Source organism: Spirosoma arboris, from assembly GCF_009754945.1.
GTDB lineage: Bacteria > Bacteroidota > Bacteroidia > Cytophagales > Spirosomataceae > Spirosoma > Spirosoma arboris.
The window spans coordinates 709,493-734,764 of the sequence record NZ_WPIN01000003.1 but is presented as its reverse complement, the minus strand read 5'-3'; the positions used below and the strand labels follow the sequence as shown (position 1 = coordinate 734,764).

Annotated in this window: 20 protein-coding genes and 1 CRISPR repeat array; of the genes, 13 read left to right on the top strand and 7 right to left on the bottom strand. The window is 47.6% G+C overall.

Annotated features, from left to right (window positions below; all coding sequences use genetic code 11):
• Positions 1-69 precede the first annotated feature (69 nt).
• The 3 genes from GO755_RS10845 to GO755_RS10835 all read right to left on the bottom strand — a co-directional run bounded on the left by GO755_RS10845 (position 70) and on the right by GO755_RS10835 (position 6,963).
• A complete protein-coding gene (locus GO755_RS10845) occupies positions 70-3,003 on the bottom strand; it encodes a TolB-like translocation protein (RefSeq protein WP_157584759.1) in 2,934 nt (977 codons plus the stop codon).
• Between the two features lie 284 nt (positions 3,004-3,287).
• Positions 3,288-4,451: a T9SS type A sorting domain-containing protein gene (locus tag GO755_RS10840; protein WP_157584758.1), complete on the bottom strand. Its 1,164-nt coding sequence runs from the start codon at positions 4,449-4,451 to the stop codon at positions 3,288-3,290.
• Between the two features lie 144 nt (positions 4,452-4,595).
• Positions 4,596-5,282: direct repeats of the CRISPR family, unit length 30 nt; unit sequence ATTTCAATTCCCTACAGGTACGATTAGAAG.
• A gap of 262 nt (positions 5,283-5,544) precedes the next feature.
• The gene (locus tag GO755_RS10835) at positions 5,545-6,963 is read right to left on the bottom strand and encodes an aldehyde dehydrogenase family protein (protein ID WP_157584757.1); all 1,419 of its coding nucleotides are present in this window, start codon (positions 6,961-6,963) and stop codon (positions 5,545-5,547) included.
• 178 nt (positions 6,964-7,141) lie between these two features.
• On the opposite strand from GO755_RS10835, the gene GO755_RS10830 reads away from it, so the two are divergent.
• The 13 genes from GO755_RS10830 (at position 7,142) to GO755_RS10770 (ending at position 21,680) form a co-directional block, all read left to right on the top strand.
• Positions 7,142-8,380, top strand: coding sequence for a helix-turn-helix domain-containing protein (locus GO755_RS10830; RefSeq protein WP_157584756.1), 1,239 nt, complete (start codon positions 7,142-7,144; stop codon positions 8,378-8,380).
• A gap of 130 nt (positions 8,381-8,510) precedes the next feature.
• Positions 8,511-9,269 (top strand): tRNA pseudouridine(38-40) synthase TruA, encoded by a 759-nt coding sequence (truA, locus tag GO755_RS10825; RefSeq protein WP_157584755.1) that lies wholly within the window; start codon positions 8,511-8,513, stop codon positions 9,267-9,269.
• A gap of 116 nt (positions 9,270-9,385) precedes the next feature.
• Positions 9,386-9,991 (top strand): nucleotidyltransferase family protein, encoded by a 606-nt coding sequence (locus GO755_RS10820; protein WP_157584754.1) that lies wholly within the window; start codon positions 9,386-9,388, stop codon positions 9,989-9,991.
• Between the two features lie 98 nt (positions 9,992-10,089).
• Positions 10,090-10,680 carry a DinB family protein gene (locus GO755_RS10815; protein ID WP_157584753.1) on the top strand — a complete coding sequence of 197 codons (591 nt, stop codon included), beginning with the start codon at positions 10,090-10,092 and terminating at the stop codon, positions 10,678-10,680.
• Positions 10,680-13,010 carry a glycoside hydrolase family 65 protein gene (locus GO755_RS10810; protein ID WP_157584752.1) on the top strand — a complete coding sequence of 777 codons (2,331 nt, stop codon included), beginning with the start codon at positions 10,680-10,682 and terminating at the stop codon, positions 13,008-13,010. Before GO755_RS10815 ends, GO755_RS10810 begins: the two co-directional genes overlap by 1 nt.
• Positions 13,011-13,099: 89 nt before the next feature.
• Complete coding sequence (locus tag GO755_RS10805; RefSeq protein ID WP_157584751.1) at positions 13,100-15,061, top strand: tetratricopeptide repeat-containing sensor histidine kinase; 1,962 nt, start codon at positions 13,100-13,102, stop codon at positions 15,059-15,061.
• A gap of 37 nt (positions 15,062-15,098) precedes the next feature.
• Positions 15,099-15,734, top strand: a complete 636-nt coding sequence (locus GO755_RS10800) for a response regulator transcription factor (protein ID WP_157584750.1) — start codon at positions 15,099-15,101, stop codon at positions 15,732-15,734.
• A gap of 185 nt (positions 15,735-15,919) precedes the next feature.
• On the top strand, positions 15,920-16,369 hold the full coding sequence (locus GO755_RS10795; protein WP_157584749.1) for a hypothetical protein: 450 nt from the start codon (positions 15,920-15,922) through the stop codon (positions 16,367-16,369).
• Positions 16,370-16,376: 7 nt separating this feature from the next.
• Positions 16,377-16,913, top strand: coding sequence for a hypothetical protein (locus GO755_RS10790; RefSeq protein ID WP_157584748.1), 537 nt, complete (start codon positions 16,377-16,379; stop codon positions 16,911-16,913).
• A 267-nt stretch (positions 16,914-17,180) separates the two neighbouring features.
• A complete protein-coding gene (locus GO755_RS10785; RefSeq protein WP_157584747.1) occupies positions 17,181-17,531 on the top strand; it encodes a hypothetical protein in 351 nt (116 codons plus the stop codon).
• A 21-nt stretch (positions 17,532-17,552) separates the two neighbouring features.
• Positions 17,553-18,617 (top strand): hypothetical protein, encoded by a 1,065-nt coding sequence (locus GO755_RS10780; protein WP_198174805.1) that lies wholly within the window; start codon positions 17,553-17,555, stop codon positions 18,615-18,617.
• The gene (locus GO755_RS10775) at positions 18,574-21,027 is read left to right on the top strand and encodes a tol-pal system YbgF family protein (protein WP_157584746.1); all 2,454 of its coding nucleotides are present in this window, start codon (positions 18,574-18,576) and stop codon (positions 21,025-21,027) included. The genes GO755_RS10780 and GO755_RS10775 overlap by 44 nt, the downstream gene beginning before the upstream one ends.
• A 5-nt stretch (positions 21,028-21,032) precedes the next feature.
• Positions 21,033-21,680, top strand: a complete 648-nt coding sequence (locus GO755_RS10770) for a class I SAM-dependent methyltransferase (protein WP_157584745.1) — start codon at positions 21,033-21,035, stop codon at positions 21,678-21,680.
• On the opposite strand, the gene GO755_RS10765 is transcribed toward GO755_RS10770, so the two are convergent.
• The 4 genes from GO755_RS10765 to GO755_RS10750 form a co-directional block, all read right to left on the bottom strand.
• The gene (locus GO755_RS10765) at positions 21,677-22,831 is read right to left on the bottom strand and encodes a DmpA family aminopeptidase (RefSeq protein ID WP_157584744.1); all 1,155 of its coding nucleotides are present in this window, start codon (positions 22,829-22,831) and stop codon (positions 21,677-21,679) included. The genes GO755_RS10770 and GO755_RS10765 overlap by 4 nt on opposite strands.
• Positions 22,832-22,856: 25 nt before the next feature.
• Positions 22,857-23,597, bottom strand: coding sequence for a hypothetical protein (locus tag GO755_RS10760; RefSeq protein ID WP_157584743.1), 741 nt, complete (start codon positions 23,595-23,597; stop codon positions 22,857-22,859).
• Between the two features lie 27 nt (positions 23,598-23,624).
• Positions 23,625-24,728 (bottom strand): AMP-binding protein, encoded by a 1,104-nt coding sequence (locus GO755_RS10755; RefSeq protein WP_157584742.1) that lies wholly within the window; start codon positions 24,726-24,728, stop codon positions 23,625-23,627.
• Positions 24,729-24,802: 74 nt separating this feature from the next.
• Positions 24,803-25,270: a QcrA and Rieske domain-containing protein gene (locus GO755_RS10750; protein WP_198174804.1), complete on the bottom strand. Its 468-nt coding sequence runs from the start codon at positions 25,268-25,270 to the stop codon at positions 24,803-24,805.
• Positions 25,271-25,272: the final 2 nt, after the last annotated feature.

Genomic DNA, 25,272 nt, shown 5'->3' with positions numbered 1-25,272 from the left:
CAAGTTGTAAGTGTTTGGTTTCATACGTCAAACTTACAACCTGGCAACTTACCCACTTACAACTTTCACTTAAAACCCAATATCAATAACCAGCGGCTGAATTAGCCATTGCCCTGTGGTAAGGTTGTAAATTGAGCGGAAACCAGCTTCAAAGGGAGTTCGTAAGCGAAGGGTATTGAAGACAAAGGAGACGTCGAGACCCGTTGTCTGGTAGTCATGATGTTGGATCTCATAGCCACGCAGCCGTCCATACACATCCCGCACTTCAACGCTGCTTTGCCCCTTGGTTAGATCAAAAAATCCTCCCGCTTTGATGCGCTGTACATACAGCCATCGACCCAGCGACCAATGCGTGTCGGCAAGCGGTAATTTATACTCTACACTACCCGCTTTAATCTGATCGTCTGTGACATAAGATTGCCCACGCGGGAAAAAAACTAGTGGTCCAAATATGTACGTTCCTCGTGCCTGTAATTGGTAACCAGCCCGAAATCGTAAGGAATGATGTTCTGACAGACCGGGTAAAAACAGGTTGCCCTGTACGCCAAATTGCTCGGCGGTTAGTCTGCCCCCAAAAGGTGTTGTGCGGTAATTTACGGAGACGGTTTGTCCCCAGCGCGGAGCTACATCGCGTTTACTTTGCCGAAGGAGATGCGAATAACTGAACCCATACGTGAGTGCGCTGAGCGACCCCGACGCGCCTACTTCGGTTGGATAACGGTAAGGTAGATCGTATCCAGTCACATGTAGGTAGTTGTAGTAGGCAGATAGGCTTATACTCTGAACGTATTTCGAATTAGTGAGTTGCAAAGGCAGGCGAAAACCAGCTGTTAGTTGATTGTATTGCCAGCGGTCAGTGCGCAGACTATCAAGCGGATAAGCGTTATCAATATAAAGTGATGTACTACGTGTGCCGCGCTGAAAGCTCACATCTATAATTGGGAAAAGCCCCTGATAACTCAGTAGCCCATAGAAATTGCCAGCCCGTTCGGCCTGATTGTATGTATAACCCACCCCAATCTGCGTAGTGCTCAGCAAATCCTGCGAACTTAACCCAACCGACAAGGCCTGTCCAGTACTACCGATGGTTGGCCCCCAGCTATAAACATTGAGGACGTTGGCCAGTCGGCGAAAGCGCGAAGGTTTATATAACGTTGTGGTTGTTATGGAATCTCCCAGGATACGACGTCCCTGTGCTGCCCCCGGCTCCTGCCTGGTCAATGGGCCGAAGTAACGAGTGGTTTGTTCCTTTACAGGCTCATGAACAGATTTCCAAGTGCTGGGATCAAGTGGCATATCAGCAATCCGGTAGCCCGTAGCTGCAAAATCCTCGAACGCAAGTCGTGTGCCCGATGGCGATACCGCAGCATGATAAGCCGCTAACGGCCGCGACGTAACCTGAAAGACTTGCTTCGAGCTACTATCTACCGCATACAAATTATCAATACCCGATCGGGGTGAGTTGTAAAGCACGTACTTTCCCCAAGGCTGCGGATGGCTAATGTTTTCATTGACGGGGGGAAGCAAATCGCTTTTCGTGTTGGTTTGAGTGTCGATTGCCTGTATAGTTTTCTGGCCGTTTTTGAGCGCAATCGTCACAATCGTGCGATTGTCGTTCTGCCAACGGGGATGCTGGTAAAATGTATTGTCGGCGTTGGGTAATTGTTTCAACAGCTTACCGGTTTTTGCATCGAGTACAAGCAATCGGGTTTTGTAACGATCGGTGTTTTCAACAACAGCCAGTTTCGTGTTATCGGGCGAGAGCGTGGCCACCATATAACGGGCGCGGTGAGTCAGACGGGTCAACTTACCGGTTTTAAGATCGAGCAACCGTATATTGGAGTAAACGCGCTGGCCCCAGCGGGGATCATAGCCAAATTCAATCCAGCAGGCTTTGGTGGGTGTGGCTGACAGCAGATCGGGGTCGTTCGGGAAACCTTGTACCTGAATGACTTTCTCCGGTTTGTTTTTTGATAAAATGACTAGCCTGGGAGTGTCGCCGAGTCCGCTTTTGACACACAATACAGTCGAATCGGTCAGGAATTGGGGATGTTGATAGTTTGTAAAGACTGGCCTGGACGATTGCTGATTTTCGGCACTAACTGAGAAGCCAGTGGCAGGGGTAATGGTCAATCTTTCCTGCTGTTTCTTCCAGATTTCGGTTAGATCATCCATTGTTTTCTGGTACAAATCCTCCGTTCGCAACTTGGTTTCATCTTTGATACTGGCCGAGAAAGCAAACGGAAACGGCCATCGCCGGTAGTTACGATTCAAAACACGACTCCAAACATCGGGACCGTAAGTGCGCTTAAGGTAAGTGGTCAGAAAATAACCCAGCACATAGTGATTGGGCACATTATCCCGGTACGAGCCAGCAACCGCCTTTGGATAGTCGAATGGTTTTCCGGCGAGTAGATTGGCTCGCATGCCTAAATCGAAATTCGGAATTCGTCCGCGCCCGCTGTTGCTGAGGAGAGTTTCATTACTGACAGCATCCCCTTCGGCGAACCAGTCGGGCACGGTCAGTAGTGGTAAAAACAAGCCCGTATTGCCCAGCAGCGAATAGAGAACTCGCCCATACCCCTGCAACGCTTTATCATTTTGAACCACATGCCGATACTCATGCACAGCTAGCAGATCGAGCCAGTTAAAGGTGCCTAGCAAACCTGGATCTTGTGGGGGCACGGCAAAAAACTCTGATCGTCGAGGAAACAGGGTGACAAATCCGTTGCTATTGGTTGTCTGATTCTGAAGGAGTACCGAAATAGTTCGGGGTTGTTTTTCGAGCGATGCACTGGTGGGTTCATACAGACTTTCAAGTCGGCTGGCGGTTCGTTGAGCCGTTGAGTCGAGACCCGTTGGATAGAGTACCCGGAAATGCGGAGTCGTAAGCCTATACCAGCGTAGGCTGGTTGGATTTTGATCGAGAATCGGTAATGTTTGTGCCGCGCCAAGTAGGGCTACGAGCAGGAGTGAGATCGTAAGGACGTTTCTTCGTAACATGCGGTATCAATGTACGGAGTTTTAACGAAAAAAGGCCCTGCGTGTTTATGGAATAAGTGTTAGTGTAAAGTTATTGTATTATCGACCGGCCAGCCAGATCGGTTATTGATAGTCAAGTAAGCGCGCAAAATGATTGTCTACGGAGACACAGAGAACATGGAGATTTAATCACCTAACTATCAATTCATTAATGCGCTGAGTTCTCTGTGTCTCCGTGGACAATCAATCATTTTGTTGCCTAAAAATGAATTAAGCCTTGCTTGAGAAGAGATTGACAAGTTGAATTAATGAATGAATACTTTCAGCGCTTTTGTTTTGGCGCCATTCGCAGCGTTGACTTTTAGATAATACAGACCGGGAGCTAATGGTCGTTGTGCTGCAATGTTAAATGTTTTGGCATTTTCTGCCGGGGTTGCGCTAATTGGTATATCAAGGCCAGAGACCGTATATAAATTGATAGTGGATAGCCCGGAATCGTTTACCGAAAGCGTAAAATTGCCGTTACTGGGATTGGGAAATACGGTTGATTCTGCTTCTATCTCATCAGCAGTAGCTCTAACAGCAACGATAGACGAAAATGCAAAGTTACCCCCTATATCTATCTGTTTGAGACGGTAATAATAAAGTTGATCAGGCAGCACATCCGCATCCGTAAATGCATAGACAGACTGCAGCTGGGTATTCCTATTCCCTTCGACAAAGCCAATACGTTCAAAACTTTGGGCATTTGTGCTTTTTTGAATTTCAAAGCCCTGATTTTTATCTTCCCAATCGGTAACCCAATTGAGTAGGACCTCATTTTTGCTGGATTTGCCCGTAAACGACACAAGGCTTACCGGAAGGGGAGAGGCTCCATTCAGTGTAACATCATCGACCCGAAACGTGCCGTCAGCTTTAGCCCCGGTAGTTAGTAAATCGGCACGCTGTGTACCGTATGGATAAAAGCGGAACGTTACCGTACCGCCCAGTGGTGTTGAAAAGTCGGGAAAATCCCACGTAGTAATAGAGCCAGTTGGGGATGATATGGGCGCTGCCCCCCAACTGGTTGACGTAACAAACCCATCTGTACTATACCGGACCTCCAACTGGTTTGGTGCACTGTTACTTGCCTGACGAAAAAAACTAAGCGAGGTAATAAATAATTTATGGCCGGCATCGGCAGTTACTGAAAACTGAATATAGGAATTATCATTAACGGCCGCTGTGATATTCAGGGTTGTCGAATTGAATACATTTCCGGTATTCATACAGGTTATTGTATTTCTTGTGAATGGAGTACCTGTTGCATTAGCACCATTCGTTGGTACATTTCCATTGGTTGGGCAGGCAGAAGCCCCCGTGAAAGTGTTGTTGTAAAGCTGCCCAAAACTAATAGCAGGGATGGCTGTCAGAAAGCTGATTATCAGGATACGAATTAAAAAAAAATCGGAGTAGAGCCGTTTATTCATTGGTGCCAGAAGTAAGCTGTTTTTTTAGAAAAATATACTTTGGCGCAATACTATAGAAATTGCTTCGGTTTTAAAAAGAATCTGTGTTAAGTTTTGAAGCAATAGTACATAAGTTAAGATACTTTATAGGCTATTATATTCACTATTTTAATTCCCAGCAGGTGCGATTAGAAGGCAACGACCAGTATTACAGCATTGTCTTGCCGACGCATTTCAATTCCCGACAGGTACGATTAGAAGGTCGTGACCCGGATGACGGAGGAAATGAGTGGAACAATTTCAATTCCCGATAGGTACGATTAGAAGCAAAGACGGGCGTCACCACTGGAACATCGGGGATCGATTTCAATTCCCGATAGGTACGATTAGAAGCTGCCCAAGCCTGACCCTCCCGTTAACGGTACAAAATTTCAATTCCCGACAGGTACGATTAGAAGATTTTGACCGACCTGACGGCACGGCGGTAAACAACAATTTCAATTCCCGACAGGTACGATTAGAAGTCAAGCTATTGCCCAGGCGCAAGCGGCTAATGCCACATTTCAATTCCCTACAGGTACGATTAGAAGTGAAGGTTTTACCAAACCGTTCCGAGCAAAAACTAATTTCAATTCCCTACAGGTACGATTAGAAGACCTGTTCGGTATCCGTCTGTGCCTGCGCCCGGCAAATTTCAATTCCCTACAGGTACGATTAGAAGTATACGATCCAGGTAATTGCTTCAGGCTATAACCTTATTTCAATTCCCTACAGGTACGATTAGAAGTATTTCTGCCTTCGCCTTCGCCATCTGAGTCTCAAATTTCAATTCCCTACAGGTACGATTAGAAGACGTGAATTTACAACTAAAAAAAAGCCTTTCTGTAGCCTAGATGGGGGAATTAGCATGGCCAAATCGTCTATAAAGTCGTCGTTCAGTAATACTACGATACTATAGGCCGATTGACGACTCGCTGATAGCCAGTGGTATAGAGCTAGTTGTTGCCCTAAGTTGGGGGATTTTCCGTCGATCAAAGAACAAATTTACTTGTAAAAAAACGGTCGACGACATTGCCTGACTTTGGCGTTGTCGGCACCTCGTCTTTTACGGAAACTATAAAAACTTCATGATGTAATTGATCAGTTTCTTCACCGTATCAGTATAAGGCGGATAGATGAATTTCATAGTGCCGAAGTCACGCTGCATGACGCCCCGCTGATTGGAGAATTCCTGAAAACTGAAAAAGCCGTTTGACTTGCCTACACCACTGTTATTGATGCCACCAAAGGGAAGTTCGGAGTTGACGAATTGGAGCATCGTTTCATTCACAACGGTATCCCCCGCCGATGTGCGATCCAGAATGTACTGCGTATGCTGGCGGTTTCGGCTATGAATATAGAGAGCCAGTGGTTTCTCTCGCTGGTTTACAATCCGTAAAGCATCATCGAGGGTTGAGTATGTCAATACGGGTACCAGTGGGCCAAAGATTTCCTCTTGCATCACACGCATATTGTCGGTAACATCTTCCAGAACCGTTGGCTCAATGAAGTTCTGGCCGGGATTCATCTTGCCACCGAGTGTAACTTTGGCTCCTTTGGTCACTGCATCGTCTATAAGATCGCGAAGGCGTCCAAAATGCCGATCGTTTATAATACGGGCGTAGCTGTCGGAAGCTTCAACAGGTTGGCCATCGGGGCTATACATAGCCGTCAGCTTCTCGCGCAAAGCCTCCATAAAGGGCTGCTTAATGGACTGATGGATAAGAATATAGTCCGGGGCAATGCAGGTTTGGCCACAATTGATGCATTTGGCCCAGGCCAACTGACCCGCAGCCTGTTGTAGATTCGCCGACTCGTCGATAATGGCGGGCGATTTACCCCCTAATTCGAGCGTTACTGAAGCCAGATGCTTTGCTGCTGCCGTCATTACCACCCGGCCAACGGCAGGGCTCCCGGTAAAGTAAATGTGGTTGAATGGAAGTTCAAGCAGGGTTTGCGACACATCGGCATCACCTTCAAAAACGATCACTTCTTCAGGCGGAAACAGCTCCGCAATCATCCGTTTAAGTAGGGCAGACGTGTGTGGCGTTAGTTCGGAAGGTTTCAGGATTGCCACGTTTCCGGCAGCGATAGCCGATACTAAAGGGCGAAGAGTAAGGGCAATCGGATAATTCCAGGGCGAAATGATGAGCACGTTCCCTTTGGGTTCATGCCGTACGTAACTGCTCGTGCCAATCAGTGGTAAGGGCGTAGGTAATTGTTTGGGTTTCAGCCACAATTTTAAGTGGCGAAGAGTATGTTTGATTTCGACGTGTAACGACATCAAGTCGGTCAGCATGACTTCGGACGCTGGCTTTCGGAGATCATCGTAAAGAGCTTGCTGGATAGCCGCTTCATGGACAGTGATCCAGGTTTGCAGACGTCGGATACGTTCAAGACGCTGATCGACGGTGGTCAGGGCTATTTGAGAAGCATAGCGTCGTTGCGCATCGAATGCGTCCTGAAAACCAGTTTTATTCTCTACAGAGATCATGCGATGTCAGGGTCAAAATTCAACGTTTCATAGTCAAAATTCAGGTTGAAACAGGAAATGTGGAACCTTGAACTTGAAACATTTTTAAAGAATACGCTAAAAGTACAAAAAAGAAGACGATGTGGATTTAAAACATGAATCGTTTATCTTAGCTGAAACTTTAGCCACCCCGAACTGGATGACGCTCGTTAGTGACAACATCCGCTACTTACGCAAACTGAATGGTTTGACGCAGGAGCAATTCTCTCGAAAAATAAATATAAAGCGCTCGCTGTTAGGGGCTTATGAGGAAGGGCGTGCCAACCCGAATCAGCAAAATATACAGACCATTGCAAAAGCGTTTAACACGACGGTGGAACTGCTAACTCGTCAGGATCTGCGTAAACTTCGTGAAACACCTAATCTTAGTATACCGCTTGGGCAGAAAACAGCCGATGTGTACGCTCATCGAAATGACCGGGGAAGCAGCGATAATGGGCCGTCAATCCGATCTGATGGAAAATTAGCCGATGATGACGACCCGTTCCAGCATCCCGATTTCCCGGATATTTTTTCGCAACCCACGCCCCCAACACCAGAACCACAACCGCTGTCGTCGGTACTGAATAAGTATTACAAAACGCAGGACGAACCACGTCGAGTTCAAGATACTCCCGTTCCTCCTGTCATTACACCACCTGTGCGGCCCGGCGTGCCGAACGCTGGAAATGAGCGACCTGTACAACCTACATTTCAGCCGCAACCCGATAATCGTCAATCAGATCGCACCGGCCAATCGGCTGTCGACCGATTGTTTGCGTCGCAGCCTGATCCAAAACCCCGGCCTGAACCCGTTCGGCCTAATACACCAACCCGGCAAACGGAGTCGCTGACGTTCAACAATATATATGAAGGATCGTCAAATTCAGCATATTCAAGCTCGTCTGCCCAGCCGATTGCACCCACGATTCCTGTGGTAATGCAACGACAATTTGCCGAATATGGACAGCGCTTTCAGCAGGCTGATTTTCTGCACCGGCTCCCGGCTATGCACCTGCCAACCTTACCCGAAGGTCATTATCGAGCATTCGAAGCGGGCGACGACTTTGCCTTTCCCGGCGCCTTACTCGTAGGGAAATTTACCCGAAACTGGTTCGACATTGCCGATGGGAAATTATATATCCTGCTCATTCATCAGCAACCTACAGGATCAGCTATCTGCTGTCGGCGGGTATACAATCAAGTGAAAGTGAAAGGGTCACTGCTGCTCACCGCCGACCGGGCCGATATTGCCAATCGTGAAGTAGCCCTGAAAGATGTACTGGAAGTGTGGGAAATCGCTGCCTTTGTGAGCCAGCAACTTCCCCCGCCAGCACCAAATACGGATCGCCTGCGGCAACTAGTCGATGAATTAAGATTTGAAGTCGAGCGGCTTTAAAACTTTTTTTCTGACAGGATTTACAAGATAAATAGGATTTTTCTAGCAGCTACAATCCTGTAAATCCTGTAAATCCTGTCAGAAAAAACTTGCTCTGTCAACGCCAGCAACGCTTACTTTTGTTGGTGTTATGCGTTATTTTCTCCAATTGGCCTATCGGGGCACCAACTATCATGGCTGGCAACGGCAACCTAATGGCCTAAGTGTACAGGAAGCTCTGGAAACAGCCCTGGCAACGGTACTCCGTCGGCCTATTCCTATTGTGGGTAGTGGCCGAACCGATGCGGGCGTTCATGCAGGCCAGCAATTCGCTCATTTTGAATTCGATACACCTTTGCCCGGACACTTGATCCGGTCACTGAATAGTTTGCTCCCGCCTGATATAGCCGTTTACAACTGCTTCCCCGTAAGAGCCGACGACCACGCTCGTTACACCGCTACATTTCGCTACTACCAGTACCAAATTAGCCGACGTAAAGACCCATTTCGGGAAGGTCTGGCGTATGTGTTTACGCTGCCCTTGGATGTGGGGTCTATGAATGAAGCAGCTTTGATCTTACTGAATCATACTGACTTCGAGAGTTTTAGCAAGGTGAAAACCGACGTTCGAACATTTAATTGCCAGATTGATCGAGCATATTGGGAGCAAAAATCAAACGGAGATTTAGTCTTTCACATTAAAGCCAATCGGTTTTTGCATGGTATGGTACGCGCCATTGTCGGTACGTTGCTGGCAATAGGGCAGGGGCGATTGACGCTGGATGAGTTTGAGCAGATAATTCTGTCCCGAGACCGCCGACGGGCTGGCCGGGCAGCGCCTGCCGAAGGCCTATCGCTGGTGGAAGTTGGTTATCCTGCTGAAGTGTTTAAAGAGCGAAAAAATGAGTGAAGAGTGAAGAATGAAAAGTGAAGAATATCTACGCGTCAGCTTTTTATTCTTCACTTTTCATTCTTCACTCTTCACTCATTTTTTTGTTATCTTGTCCCAAACAAAAAAGAGTTCACTTGAAAATTGGAACAATCATATTAGCTGCCGGGGATTCCTCGCGTATGGGTGGTGAGCCAAAACAGTTATTGACCTACAAAGGCCAATCGCTCATTCGTCGGGTAACTGAAAATGCGCTGGCATTACAACGAGGTCCAGTGGTAGTGGTATTAGGTGCCAATCGCGCTCGTATCGTACCCGAATTAACTGGTTTGCCAGTCACGCTGGTTGATAATCCGAGCTGGCCAACAGGGCAGGCCTCATCGCTGAAAACAGGTCTGGCGGCCTTGTATTTAACGCATAAAGACATCGAAGCGGTGCTGGTTTTACATACCGATCAACCCTTAGTATCGCTGGGGTTATTATTGCATATGTTCGAGGTACGCAAAGATGGGGGCAAAGGGATCGTTGCCTGTCGCTACGATACACAACTGAGTGTACCTGCCATTTTTGACCGGGATTATATTAATGAGCTGCTTCAGTTAGCGGGTGATAAAGGTGTGAAATGGGTAATCGGCAAACATCGCAACGACTGTTCAGAAGTACCCTTTGAAGCTGGAAGCATAGACCTGGATTCAAAACGCGATGTTGAAGCATTTCAGCAGGCGCAGATGCAATCACAATAATTTTCTTAACCGCAGAGCGCGCAAAGACTTCGCAAAGCAATAAGTTGTCTTAAACGTTGCGCTCTTTGCGAAGCCCTTTGCGGTTAAACCCTAAATACATGCAAAAACTCGATACTGCCCACGACTTGCAAACGCGCCTTTCAGCCGTTCTGGAAACGGTGAAAATGGAGTTTGCGACCCTGACCGATGCGCAATTGCGCTGGAAACCAGCTCCTGAACGCTGGAGCATTATTGAATGCCTGCAACACCTGAACCTGGCCGAGCGCTTTTACATCCGTAACATTCAACATAAGGTTGACAAACTGGGACTGATACAAATGAGCCCAACCGACCAGGTACTTGAAAGTGATTGGGTGGGTAAGGCGATCCGATATGCCGTTGATCCTCAGGTTAAAATAAAACTGCCCGCTCCGGGAATGATTCGGCCACGCCCAGCTGCCGAGTTGGTTCCTGCCGATGTTATGGGCCAGTTTCTTGAGTTGCAAACGCTATTACATAGCCTGTTAGATAAAGCCGTTTACCTCGATTGGAATCAGGAGAAAGTGATGACATTGTTCGGTAACTGGCTCAAAATTAGGCTGGGAGATGCTTTCCTTATGCTGGTAGCGCATACCGAGCGACACATGAAACAAGCCATGCGTGTAAAAGCTGAAATGGCTACTTTTGCGATTACGACTAATAATCTCTGATGAAACACTATATCACACAAGACCCCTGGAACATTGTTGAAGAGGGATTTCACCGTGACTTTAATGAAATTACCGAAAGCGTAATGTCGCTCGGCAATGGCCGATTAGGCGGACGCGGTTCGTTTGAAGAAAAATTTACCGGAAAAACCTTACAGGGCAACTACGTGGCCGGGGTGTATTATCCCGACAAAACCCGCGTAGGCTGGTGGAAAAACGGCTATCCTGAATACTTTGCCAAAGTCCTGAATGCCGCGAACTGGATTGGTATCGACATCGACATTGAATACGAAACGCTCGACCTGAATCAGTGTGAAGTCCGTGATTTCCGGCGAGTGTTGAATATGCAGGAAGGGTATCTCGAACGATCATTCATCGCCGTTCTAAAAAGTGGTAAAGAGCTAAAAGTCAATTCCAAACGATTTTGCTCCATCGTGGATGATGAATCCGGGGCTATTCGATACGCTGTCAAGCCGCTGAATTTCGAGGCTAAAATCACCATTACACCCTACATCGATGGCGACATTCGCAACCGGGATGCGAACTACGATGAAACGTTCTGGGATGAAGTGCGTAAGGAAACGGCCTACGGTGAAGCCTATATCGAACTCCGCACACGAAAAACGGGCTTCCATGTAGCCACTGGCATGTGTGTCGACATTGAGCAGGATGGTGTGAAAGTGGATTTTCAGTCGCAACCGATCAAGTACGAGAAGTATGTAGCCAACCGAATTACACTCGATTGCCGTAAAGGACAGGAAACCGTTATCTATAAATACGGAGTGAACCTGTCGTCGCTCAATTATGATTCGGATACCATTATTAAGGACGCCCATCTGTACATTCAGCGGATTACGCGGAAAGGCTTTGACAAAATGCTTTTTGAGCAGAGGCAGGCCTGGGCCGATAAGTGGAAAACCAACGACATTATTATTGAAGGCGATATTGCAGCCCAACAGGGTATACGATTCAACATTTTTCAGCTCAACCAGACGTACACGGGCGAAGATGAGCGATTGAATATCGGTCCTAAAGGGTTCACTGGAGAGAAGTACGGCGGCTCAACCTATTGGGACACCGAAGCCTACTGCCTGCCTTTCTATCTCTCGACCGCCGATCAGAAAGTGGCCAAAAACCTGCTGGTTTATCGCTACAAACAGCTTGGCAAAGCGATCGAAAACGCGAAGAAACTCGGTTTCCGGGCTGGAGCCGCACTTTATCCGATGGTGACCATGAATGGGGAAGAGTGCCATAACGAGTGGGAAATCACATTTGAGGAAATCCACCGGAACGGCGCTATCGCTTATGCCATTTACGACTACGTGCGTTACACGGGCGACGAACGATATCTGGTCGATTATGGCCTGGAAGTGCTCATTGCCATTAGCCGGTTCTGGTCCCAGCGCGTGAACTGGTCGAAGTCAAAAGAACAGTATGTGATGTTGGGCGTGACGGGGCCAAATGAGTACGAAAACAACGTCAACAACAACTGGTATACCAATTACCTGGCGGCCTGGACGCTGCGCTACACGGTAGAAGCGGTGGGTAAAGTAAAGGCGTTGGATGCCGAAAAATATGCTGAACTGATTGACCGGATTCATTTCCGCGAAGAGAAAGAACTAGCCACCGCCCGACAGATTATTGACAAGATGTACTTGCCGAGCGACGAAAAATTGGGTGTTTTCCTGCAACAGGAAGGCTTTTTGGATAAAGACTTGATGCCGGTGTCAGACATTCCGAAAGGACAGCGACCCATCAACCAGCATTGGTCGTGGGATCGGATTCTGCGGTCGTGTTTCATCAAACAGGCTGATGTCTTGCAGGGACTGTATTTCTTTGAGAACGAGTTCGATACGGATACACTCCGGCGCAATTTTGAATTTTACGAACCGATGACCGTGCATGAGTCGTCATTGTCACCCTGCGTTCACTCCATTCAGGCGTCGAAGCTGGGTATGAAAGAGAAAGCCTACGAAATGTATCTGCGGACCGCCCGGCTCGATCTCGACGATTACAACAATGACACTGAAGATGGTTGCCACATTACCTCAATGGCCGGAACATGGCTGGCAGTAGTGAAAGGCTTTGGTGGCTTACGTATTGAAGGCGAGAACGGGGCCGACCATCGCGTTGTATTGAATCCTTTTTGCCCGGATAACTGGCAATCGCTGGCGTTCAAAATTCGTTTCCGGGGTGCGTTGTTACAGGTAACGGCTACACAACAGGACGTAACAGTGCAGAATTTTTCGGAGCAGCCTGTTACGATTAAGTTGCATAGCAAAGAGGTGACGATAAAAGCCGAGAGTCAGAAGACGGTGAGTCTGAAGGCTTAAGCCTGAGCGAGTACTTAGTTTACCGACTAACATTCCGTGTTCTGGTTTTGACATCAGGGCACGGAATGTTGCTTTCAACTGTCATTGCTATGTTGTTTCGATCACTCTGGTTTCTATGGATTGTTTTACTGACCAATTGGGTAACCAGCTTTAGCCAGCCAGTACCTAACCCGACCGATACCAGCTACGTGATGGAGTTGCTCAAAAAAGGGGAGGCCATTGAAACCAAACAGGCGACAACAGCGCTGGCCAATTATCAGAAAGCCTACGAATTCACTGAGAAAATCAAATACACAAAAGGCTATTTCGAGAGTGTTCGGCTGATGGCTTATTTGCTAAACAATCTCGGTCGGCACGATGAAGCCAGAAAAGTTGCCCAAGCCGCGCTCCTGAAGGCTAAGCAGGATACATCGAAACGGAACCTGGGACTGAGCTATTTTGCACTGGCCAATACCGCTTTATTTTCAGGTAAATTGCAGGAAGCCGTTCCAAACTATCGGCAGGCTGCCCACTTCATGCAGTTGATTGGCAAACTGAAGAACGTGGCGATTATCAATCAGAATTTAGGCTACATCTATGAGCAGCAACGAATGCTTCCACAAGCATTAGATTATTACAAACGGGCGCTGGCTTTCGACATCACAGATAAACAGGATCGTCGCTCAATTGCTATCGACTATTTCAGCATTGCCAATCTGTTGAGTAAACAGAATAAAGCAAACGAATCGCGGGCGTATTACCTCAAGGCAAAAGAGTGGGTTGATCCTGAAAATGACCTGGATTTCATGATCAACCTCTTCAACAATATCGGGCACCAGTATATGACTGAAGCCCGATATGATTCGGCGCTTTATTACCAGCATGAAGCCCTTCGCATGAGTCGGAAGGTAGAAAATCCTCGTCATGAACTGCATTTGCTGATGGCACTGGCTCAGACGAATAACCGTATGAGGCAGTTCGCACGGGCCAAAACACTGCTGGACGAATCGAATGCGATAGCTACAAAAAGTGAGGCTGGCTTAGCCGAATTAAGGAATATTTATCGGGAATATGCAGTTGCCAATGAAGGACTCCATCAGTATAAAACGACTGCCGAATGGCTCGATAAGTACATTGGTATCGATGATTCACTGAATAATCAGGAGACAAAAGAACTACTGGAGCGCTATGAACTCCAACTGAAGCAAGCTGAAAATCGCCAGAAACTTGCCGAAAAACAGCGCCATATTGACCAGCTAGAACTGGAGCGGCAACGCCAGGACTTCTGGCTTTTATTGGCGAGCCTGACTGTCGTGATCGTTATCGGTGGGTTGATTTTTGGGTATCTCTACTATCGACAGCGGCAGCGAACGGCAGAAAACGCGTTATTGGCCGCTGAGCGCGAACGAGAATTGGCCGTGGTGCAGTCTGAATTACAGGGGCAGCAGAAAGAGCGGCTTCGTATCTCTAAGGAAATGCACGATGACATGGGGGCATCGCTTACCGCTATTGGTTTGCTAAGTGAAGTAGTTAAGACGCGTATGGGGCCTAATACAACGCCTGAAGTGGAGAAGATCTCGAGTATTTCGGCGGATATGGTGACGACTATGAATGAGATTATCTGGTCGCTCAATACCAAAAATGATAGTCTCAACGGCCTGATTGCTTATACGCGCGCTTACGCCAGCGAATTCATTGAAAACACTACCCTTCTCTTGAGAACCAACGTAGAGGAGTCTGCCAGTGAGATAACGATGCGGGGCGCCGACCGTCGGAACGTATTTCTAACCGTAAAGGAAGCGCTTAACAATGTCGTCAAGCATGCGCAGGCGACGGAAGTAACCTTACGCATTAAACCTGAGGCTGGAAAGTTATCGATTGAGGTATGCGATAACGGACGGGGATTTACCCCAACTGAAAAATCCCGTTTGCGGAATGGTTTAGGAAATATGCAGAACCGAATGGCCGAATCGGGAGGAAGTTGTGAAATTTTGCCGTCGCCAACAGGAACCTGCGTGAAAATTACCTATCCGTACCCGCTCGGTTCGACGGAGAAAATACTACAAACGTAGTATAGTATTGAATTGAAAAAACGACCAATATTGCCGGATGAAAACCTCCATTACGGTTGCCATCGTTGAAGACAAAGAGCCCATTCGGCAGTCATTGGCTATTCTGGTCGATGGAGCTGAAGGATTCTCCTGCCAGGCTACGTTCGAGACTGCCGAATCGGCCCTCGATTACCTGCCAGATCATTGCGTCGATGTGGTGCTCATGGATATCGACCTGCCTGGTATGAACGGGATCGACTGCGTTCGACATCTGAAAACGCGCTGTCCCAATACGCAGTTCATGATGTGCACGATGTATGACGAAGATGAAACCGTCTTTGAAGCCCTTAAAGCGGGCGCTAACTCGTATATCCTGAAACGCAGCCCACCCCATAAACTCCTCGAAGCCATTACCGAACTCCATGAAGGCGGAGCTCCCATGAGTAGTACGATTGCCCGCAAAATTGCCGGTTCGTTCCATGTCAACACCTCTGCACCAAACGAACTCGATGTATTGACGCCCCGTGAGCGCGAAATCCTGGATCGACTATCCAAAGGGCACAGCCACAAAGAAGTGGCTAATGAGTTGTTTGTCAGCCCCACTACAGTGCGTAAGCACATCTTCAATATCTACGAAAAACTCCAGGTCCACTCCAAAGTAGAGGCAGTGAACAAGTACCTAGGGCGAAAGTAAAAAGCGGTTTAAAGAGCGAATGAGTAAAAGAGCGAAAAATAGCATGCGACAGCTTTTCACTCTTTCACTCATTCGTCCTTTCGCTCTTTAAAAATCATGCAAATGCGGTATTGTCGGCCCTGAAATGAGCCGATAGTTTTGCCTCAGTGATTGACGGTAATCGCTGATGTAAAAAACCAAATGCCATGAAAAAGCTCATTCTTTTCTTATGCGTAACGCTGGCGTTCAGCGCTTGTAAAAAAGGCGAAAATGACATCGCCCCGGAAAACCCAGCCGATGCAGTCGCGGGCACCTATACGCTGACATCGTTCTACTATGCAGCTGGCTCCGACGAGATTGACCTCCCCAAAATGCCTTATTCCCAGAGTGGGCAAACCATTTCAGGTACAGTTAAACTGGCAGCTACATCACAAGATCATATTACGCTTACCCTTATCCTAAAGGTGACAGGGCAGACTGATTCATCCATTGATATTGACAACATTCAGGTAAAGAAAACCAGCGAAGCCTACGGACTTTATCTGGATGGTGAACTCGTAGCAGACGCCGATGGAGATAATATCATCTTCAATGTGTCGGAAACAGACGCGCAAACGAATGAACCTATAGCCCTGAAATTCAACGCTAAAAAATAACTTTGACATGAAACGCTGCATCCTCATCCTCCTATTGTTGCTGGCTTTCTCCGGCGCAAAAACATCGGTTCTGGCTCAGGGCCGCAACCAAGTTCTGTTCATTGGTACGCCCCTGGCTGTTGGCGTTGGTCGGTATAATGCAACTGGTTTTACAACCGGACTCGACATTCGTTACCAGCAACCACTAGGCTCTAACATAACGATTACCGGAAAAACGGGTATGGAGTTTTTTCTGGTGAAAGGTCGATATCGAGACGATTTTCGCTATTACTACGGAGCGGCCTCGGGCATCTCGATTCCCATAACGATAGGCCCGCGTTTTTATATTATAGATGGCTTGCACGCCGGCCTGAACCTGGGTGTCGACATAGGTGTAAGTCGAATTGCCGCCACCGCCTTCCGATTCGAACCTGCCTTTGGTTATGTCGTCCGCCTACCGAATCATAATTACGTCGATATCGGAACCAGCTTTGTTACCAGTTTCGGCGAAGGTAGTGGCGCTTTCTCGTTCAATTTTGCGTATGGCTTGAATCTGGGACGATAATTTTCCCATTCCCCTCACCCCCGACCCCTCCCGCAACGGCGGACCGCCCAAAACGGGAGAGGGGAGCACTACCGACCTTTTTTAGCCCCTCTCCCGTTTTGGGCGGTCCGCCGTTGCGGGAGGGGTTGGGGTGAGGGGAAAGGAAAAACTGTATCCTATCTGCCTTTTGATACCTATAATTTATCCATCTATACCAGATACTAAATACCTCTAGTCGATTCCTGGCCTGCCGAATTACTTTTGCTCCACTTAACAAAATAGAGGCAGATGGAGGAGCTCTTTTCACCTGATAAACAGTATAAGGTGAGTTTTGGCAGTATGGAAATTCGCATGAGCCATTGGGTTGATCAGCCCTATCTGGTTCGGATTAGCGACAACAAGACTTTATTTGGACTGGAACATCTTTGGTCGGCAGATGATGTACGCTGGCTGGATGAATCAACGGTTACCATGAACCTTCGGCTATATCCTGGCTTACTTGGATGTGCCGTAACGCTGAATGTAGCGTTAAATCAAGGTGAGGTTAGCGGACAGGCTGGTAACTTTACCGGTACGTTGCCGGAAGTTGTAGCCTGGATAAATGGTCTTGAAAATCCGTCGGATCTATACCGATATTAGTACGCTGTGTTTAAAATTTTAATGGAAAAACAAAGTAAGGAGCGTGGGCGTATACTAACCTTTATACTATTGTGCCTGAACGTAGTCGCTTGCCAATCGTCGAGCCATCAAACAGAGGAGGCACCGCACGAACTCACGCCCGCTTTTTATCATTGGAAAGTCGCCTATAATCCGACACGTACGGAAATTGATCAGCTCAAAAGCCTGAACGTCAAGAAGCTATATATTCATTTTTTCGATGTAGACTGGGAGCCCAGAACTCGACAACCTGTGCCTAAAGCCTTTGTTCAATTTCGGCAAAAGCCCATTGGTAGCCTCGTACCTGTGATATTTATAACCAATCGAACACTGGCCAATTTGTCGCCTAATGCTTTGCCTGAACTCGCCACGCATATTACTAAGGCTATTAAGAAAATCAGTCAGCAACAGGCATTGACATTCTCGGAAGTGCAGTTCGATTGCGACTGGAGTACCGGCACTCGTGACCGCTACTTCCGGCTGCTAACCTTGCTGAAAAACCAACTCCACTGTCCGCTTTCGGCAACGATTCGCCTGCACCAGATTAAATACACCGACCAGACGGGTATTCCTCCCGTAGCGCGGGGTATGCTGATGCTCTACAACGTGGCCGACTGGAAGCGGGTTGATACCCGTAACTCGATTTATGATTCTAATGTGGCTAATCAGTATCTATCATACATACCCACCTATCCGTTGCCGCTCGATTTTGTCATGCCGCTCTTTCGCTGGACGGTTGTGTATCGTAACAATCGGTTCCTGACTTTCTTGAACAATATTGATCGGAAGGTGCTGGTAAACACTAGGTTTCTCATGGCTCAATCTGACAGTACACGGTTTATTGCAACCCGCGATACATCGGCGTTTGGGTTTGCCATTCGTCGGGGTGATCTGTTTCGGGCTGAAGCGATCTCACCTGACATACTGTTAATCGAAAAGGACAGATTACTCAATCAGATTTCTAATCAACGGCTTACATTTGCTTTATACCATCTCGACTCTACCCTTCTAGCAACATACCCGCGTGAAACGCTTCAAACTCTCCTTCGGCCTCGGCCGCTTCCGTAGACCTTTTCTGTTAGTGTCTGTAGTACTTGGCTTTGCCTGTGGTCCATCGTTCGATCCGAACGAATTCATGAGCTTTTTTATGCCCGAGTCGGCCAATAGCCAGCCGGGCGATAGCCGCTATTTTTTCACTCCTCAGTTTTATAATGATGCCGAAATAAGCGAGCAGTACAGCGATAGTATGGTGATAGATGAGAACATCAAAGCCTGGACAACCTATGCAGGCAATAGCTTCTCGGAACCGCAGATTTACAAGGCATTGTACAGCGAAGAGCCAGATGCAGTAGGCGCCCTTAAAGCCAAATTAGCCCGAACAAATGCCCCGGCTGTTACGTATCTGGACTTTGCCTGGGCCGCCGATGATGGTCAGGGAAATCCCTGGGACCCGAATCCTACTCAGGCAGATAGTACGAAACTTCCTGAACTGCTGGATGATGCTAAAACGTCTTATCGAACGACAACAGATGCTTTTTTGAAAGAACGCTATGCCTTTCAGGCTGTAAAACTAGCCTGTGAAATCGAGGATTATAAGCAGGCGCAACAACTGTATGACCAACTGGTAAAGCCCTTGCCTAAGCACACGTTTATGAGCGATTGGGCCTTCTGCCGACGGGCAGGAGCTACGCTGGCATTGGGCGATACGGCACAGGCTATCTACGAATTTGCCCAGGTTTTTGACCGATGTCCATCGCGTCGGAAAGCGGCCGAAACGAGTTTGCGCAAGTATGGTATTCACTTTCAGGAAAGTGCCTTACAGTATGCCAAAACGGATGGAGAACGAGCGGCTGTCTACGCTTTGTGCGCCATTCAGCCAGGGCAGGATGCGCTGGACTTGCTTAAAGAAATAGTCCGGTTAACACCGAAAAACCCGCTGATTGAGCTGGTCATGGCGCGAGAAATCAACCGGAATGAATACTATTTTTTTACGACCGATGAGGGGTATATCAGCACGAACATGAGTAATCATCCTGATTCGACTTTGGTAACTCGCAAAAGTGACCCCGCTTCGTACTTTGATAAACTACGGTCGTTTGCCCTCGAATCGGCTGAGAATAAAGCGTTGACTAATCCCGCTTTCTGGTACACAGCCGCAGCTTATCTGGATTACATTGGAAAAGACTACAAGGCTGCTCAAACGCATCTGGATGAGGCCGTTTTGTTGCCATCGGCCAATGCCAACCTGAAAAAGCAGATTAATGTACAGCGGATGCTATTGCTGGCTGCTCAAATTACGACAATTACGCCCGAAGCAGAAAACCAGTTGATTGGTTATCTGGAAGCGTTTGATACGACAGGTAACTTTCGACTGAACAATGCCTTTGTGACTGTCTGTAAGCAGTTTGCAGATACCTATCGCCACAAGACCGAATCGAAAAGTGGCTGGTTGTCAGGTTGTAGTCGTTCGAAAGAACAACCTGTTGACGGGCCAAGTGAGGCTAAAGCGTATTTGCTGACGATGCTTACGACGCAGGCAGGTTCAGATAGTTATTTTGCCAGTACCACAGACAAAAATACCATTGAGGATACTATTTCTGCCACGACTGTGGAGCAAACGATTGATTTCGCGAGTCAGGCGAAAACGGATTTTGATAAACGATTGCTGAAGTTGTCGGGCGTAAACAATGACTATCTGAGTCTGTTATTGGGCCGCCGACTGATGATGGAACACCAGTATGCCAAAGCCGCCGATGCCTTCGAGAAGGTATCCGACGAAACCTGGGCGAATGAGTCGTTCGCGATGTACTTTCAGAAAAATCCCTTTGCGGTTAAAATGCCCGCCATTCATGCGACCGATGGCAGTGTAAACTTCCCCGAAGAGGCCGATGAAAATCCATATACACCCGTTCAGTTTGCCCGACACATGGCCGATTTAGAACAACAGGCTAAAGCCGCTACGGGCGACAAAGCGGCTGAGTTGTATTATCAGTTAGGTTGTGGAGCCTGGAATTTGAGTTGGTATGGCAATTCGTGGTTGCTGGTGAAATCGTACTGGAGTGGGGGCGAACCACCGATTTACCTGCTTCCTTCGAATCCTGTCGAGAAGCAAAAACGCATTGACCAGCTTATGAATACCGATTATTATACGACAACTCATGCCAGAGGGTATTTTGAACAATCAGTAAAATCAGCGAAAACGCCCGCCCTGACCGACCGTTCTGCCTACATGGCTGCTCGTTGCGAAGCGCATGCGTTTTCATTGCAACGCTCCATTGAGCAGATTCGGAATGGGTATGTGTATGAGGAGGATTCGACTTTTGTAAAGAATATGCTGGCCCTGCGCAAAACTAAATACGCCAGCGCTTACAATGACTTTGTTAACAACCACACCCGTACGATGTTTAACAAAGAAATGATTCGTGAGTGTGCGATGTACAAGGATTTCCTGACGTTTGGCGACCGGGTTGATGAATAGACTATATGAGGGCAAAAACGAATGCCGGAGGTAATTTTAATTGGATTGCTCCGGTATATGATGCCCTTGCATTTTGTGTATTTGGCCACCGATTGCAACGAGCACAAACTGTATTTCTGGATCGTATTCCACCTAATGCCTCCTTATTGATCCTGGGTGGTGGGTCGGGTTGGCTACTGGAACAGGTATTGCTCACATGTCGACCGAAACAGGTTCTTTATCTGGAAGCTTCCTCTCAAATGCTGTCCCTCGCCAGCCAACGTATGGTCAGAAAATCGTTGGTTGGTTCGGTCGAATTTCGGGTGGGGGATGAGTCAAGCCTGAAATCAGACGAACGCTTTGATGGTATCTTTACTCCTTTTGTGCTGGATCTTTTCACGGAGCAAACGTTAGCATCATCTATGATTCCACAGCTGTGCAATGTGCTGAAAACGGCTGGAGTATGGATCGTTGCCGATTTTGTAAAACCCAAAATCGGCTGGCAAAAAGCGCTTTTATGGACGATGATTCGCTTTTTTCAACTTACGGCAGGAATACAGACCCAACGCTTAGCCGATTGGCAAAAACTCCTTGTTGAAGCAGGATTAACCTGTGAAAAATGCCGTACTCAGGTAGGCGGAATGGTGTCGGCCGAGGTATGGATTCGCCCTTAATTCACCTTTTGGAGTCGGTTGTATTTTTTCAAAACGCCTTGCAGTCGGTCATGCGGTAGGGCATACACTTTATTGTTGTTAATGCCCGCCATTGTTTCAGCTGCGACCAAAGCGTTTATAATCGCTTCTTCCGTTGCTTCAACAGTCGCTTTAAATATGGGGTCCAGACTCGATTTATCCACTGATCGGTACGTGGTCAATTTTGTGGTGGTATCATGATCGGCAGTCTGGGTCGAAAAGGCCATAAAAATATCGCCCGAGCTATTGGTGCCGTATGTACCCGTTCGGGCAATGCCCATTGTTACGCGCTTAGCTACCAGATTCAGTTGCGAAGAAACCAGCGGCACATCTGTTCCGACGATGGCAATGATCGACCCATCTTTCTCATTGATAATTGGCATCAGATCCGAAATTTCCTGTCCAACGGGTAAACCCGCAACCAACAAATCCGGTCTACGACCGAAGTTGGCCTGCACCAATACGCCAACTGTATAGGACTTATTCCCGATTTTAACGATTCGTGAAGCGGTGCCGGTGCCACCTTTGAACGCATAGCAAACCATACCTGTACCTCCGCCAACATTCCCTTCCTGTATTGGGCCTGAAGTCGCTCCGTCCAAAGCGCTGAATACATGCTCTTTCTGAATATGAAGGCCATTAATGTCATTCAAAACGCCATCCCAGGTTTCTCCGACAATAGGTAAACCAAAGGCAAAATCGAGCGGATTTTTAGTGTTGAACTTCTGATGACACCAGGCACCAATAGCATCTCTAACCGCTCCCACGCTGTTGGTATTCGTAATCCCAATTGGACCATAGCCCATTCCATAATCGTGGATGTACGGAATTCCAGTCATCTCGCCATCCCCGTTGAAAATGAAATAACCCGCCGGATAACTTTTAGCGGCTTTGCCAACCGGCATCACCACTGTTACACCCGTTCGGATAGGACCACTTCCCAATACCCATTTACCTGCTCCTTCAATTCGGGTTTTGTAGCCAACCAGTACGCCCGGTACATCCGTAATTGCGTTGAATTTGCCCGGTGTTCCATTGAATGGAATCCCTAAATCACGCGCTCTGAGTTTTGTCGGTGTTTGTGCTTCGGCAATTGTGGCTGCAAAGAGTAGGAACGAAAGGAGGTAGTTCATAAGATGATTGAGTATTGACCCCAGATTACAAACCCTTTAAAAGTTTCACCAATGCCCGATAATCACTTATTTCATGCCATTCCTCGGTGCCCAGATTTAGCCATTGGCCTTCCTGTTTTGGGCGTTTAGGCAGGGCATCATCGGGATCGTAATCGTGGTTGTAGACCTGCCCCATTACGTGTTGTAACGTTGACCAGGGAAGTAGTTTGGTGTGGTCACGTCGATTTTCAACGCTTGTGATTTTGACCGTGCGTTCGGCGAAGGAAGCCATCATGCGCATTTCCTGTATACCTTGTTGGCCACTTATAGTCAGGAATGTCAGCTCAAAAGGCCGCTCACGACCGACGACTTCATAGGAAGCCTGAATCAGTTCCTGCATTAAATACTGCCAGTCATCAGCTTTGGCTGGCTTTCCCTGTGTTTTGTTTCCGTTGTCGGTATCAATGGTAATGTCCCAGAAATCATCGTCTTCGTCCAGCTCGTCTTCGTTAATGGGTTGCAGACGTGTTTTACCGACCAGATTGGACAGCGATTCCCACCAGGCTCTGGGCAATTGTCCCGACCATACATAATCATCATCTCGCGTATAACCTTCAGCGATCAATTCGTCATCGTCGATATCATCGCGATCTGGATAAGTAATTGCCAGATCTACCTGAATAGCGTTTCCCGCAATTTTATCTATGGTCAGGGTATAAAAGTAAGCATAAGGGGCAGGCAGCGACCGGGCGGTCTGGTAGCGAATCTGGAGACTTTTGAAAGACATAACACGTCGGTTAATAGTCTGGCAAAGTTAGCGTATTTGTGCTACTGTCGCTTTTTGATCAATCTTGCCGGTGGGTGTTTCTATAAATTGGCCAACTGCAATGAGTTCTTTCGGTACGGCATAAACGCCTAATTTCTCCCGAACAGCCTCCTGTATCTTCGCCCATTCTTCCTGGCTTAAGCTGCTCTTTTGCCCCTGCCACGAGCCCCAAGCTCCTTGCTCATAAACCACCACAACCCGTTGTCCCAGGCGTTCATTTGGCAGACCCGTTACAAAGAGCCGCCTAGTCGTATTATCATTTCCTGAAGTGAGTGTGGTCAATACCCCCTGAATCACCTGTTCAACCTGTTCGGGCTGTATTTTAACACCCCCGCTATTAATTACCCGGTCGGCTCGACCTACTAATCGGAAATGCATGGGATCAACTAGTTCAACCACATCGTTGGTCTGAATCCGCTCAAAATTTGTGGCGGCTGAGGTGATGTGTAGGCAACCTCGTTCGTCGGTACCCAGGTCGACACCAGTGAGGGCTGTAAATGACTCGCTGGCGTCAGAGCCGTTGAGTCGTCGGAGGGCAATATGAGAAACCGTTTCGGTCATGCCATAAGTGGCGTAAACCGGAGCTGTAATGACCTGCATAGCTCGTTCCAGAGCTGGACTTGTAGCTGCTCCTCCCACCAAAATGGCCTTCATTCCGTTCAGAATTGCCAGTTTGCCGGGATCATTAGTTTCTAAAATTGTCTGGAGTTGTAACGGAACCAGCGCGGTAAACGCAAAACGATCTGTGTTGAAATCAAGTAGCGGATTGCCCACTGGCTCAATGACTGTCATGGGCAGACCAAGCTCAAGTCCGCGCACGAGCATCATAATACCGGCTACGTAGCGAATATTCAGACAAACAAGAGCAACATCACCTGCCTGTAAACCAAGTGTTTGGCCAGTTAAATGCGCGCTTGCCTGCATTTGTGCCCGTGTGAGTTGAATGGGCTTAGGCGTCCCTGTTGAACCAGAGGTGTACAGTGTAAACTCCGTCTGACCGCTCAACCAGGCTCGACAAAACGCCAGAGCCTCTGCTTCGTAAGGCGTTTGCGGCAATGGCCAAGTGTCAGGACGAATAGGATCAAGCGTCATTTGTTACGATAGAATAATGAACTACTATTTGTAAAATCATTCATCATTCATCATTCATCATTCATCATTCATCATTAATTATGTACCCGCAGTGTGCCAGCCGTAAAATTGGATTCGATGATATATTGAGTTAGAGGCAGTTTGGCAGGACCAGAGACTACTTTACCATTAATATCGAAACGAGAGAGATCGAGCGGACAATAGAATTGATTATCAGCTCCTTTGTAGACTAATTTCGTTCCTTCATGTGTACAATTGGCTGATACTGCCACATATTTCCCATCTTTGGTTTGAACGACAATCACATTGTCGACAATCACAGAACCTCCTTTAACAAGCAGGTTCTGATTGGCATTATCATCCAGACTAAGAGTAAAATCAACTTTCTGAGTCTGGTTTGGCGTTGGGTCCGCGTTGCTCTGTCCTGAGCAACCTGCCATACAGCGTGTTAGAATAAGTGCGCCAATACTGGTGCCAACGAGTTTAAGAAACTCCTGACGGTCTATTGTTGGCTGATCTGTTGCTGGAAGGGTAGTTTCCATAA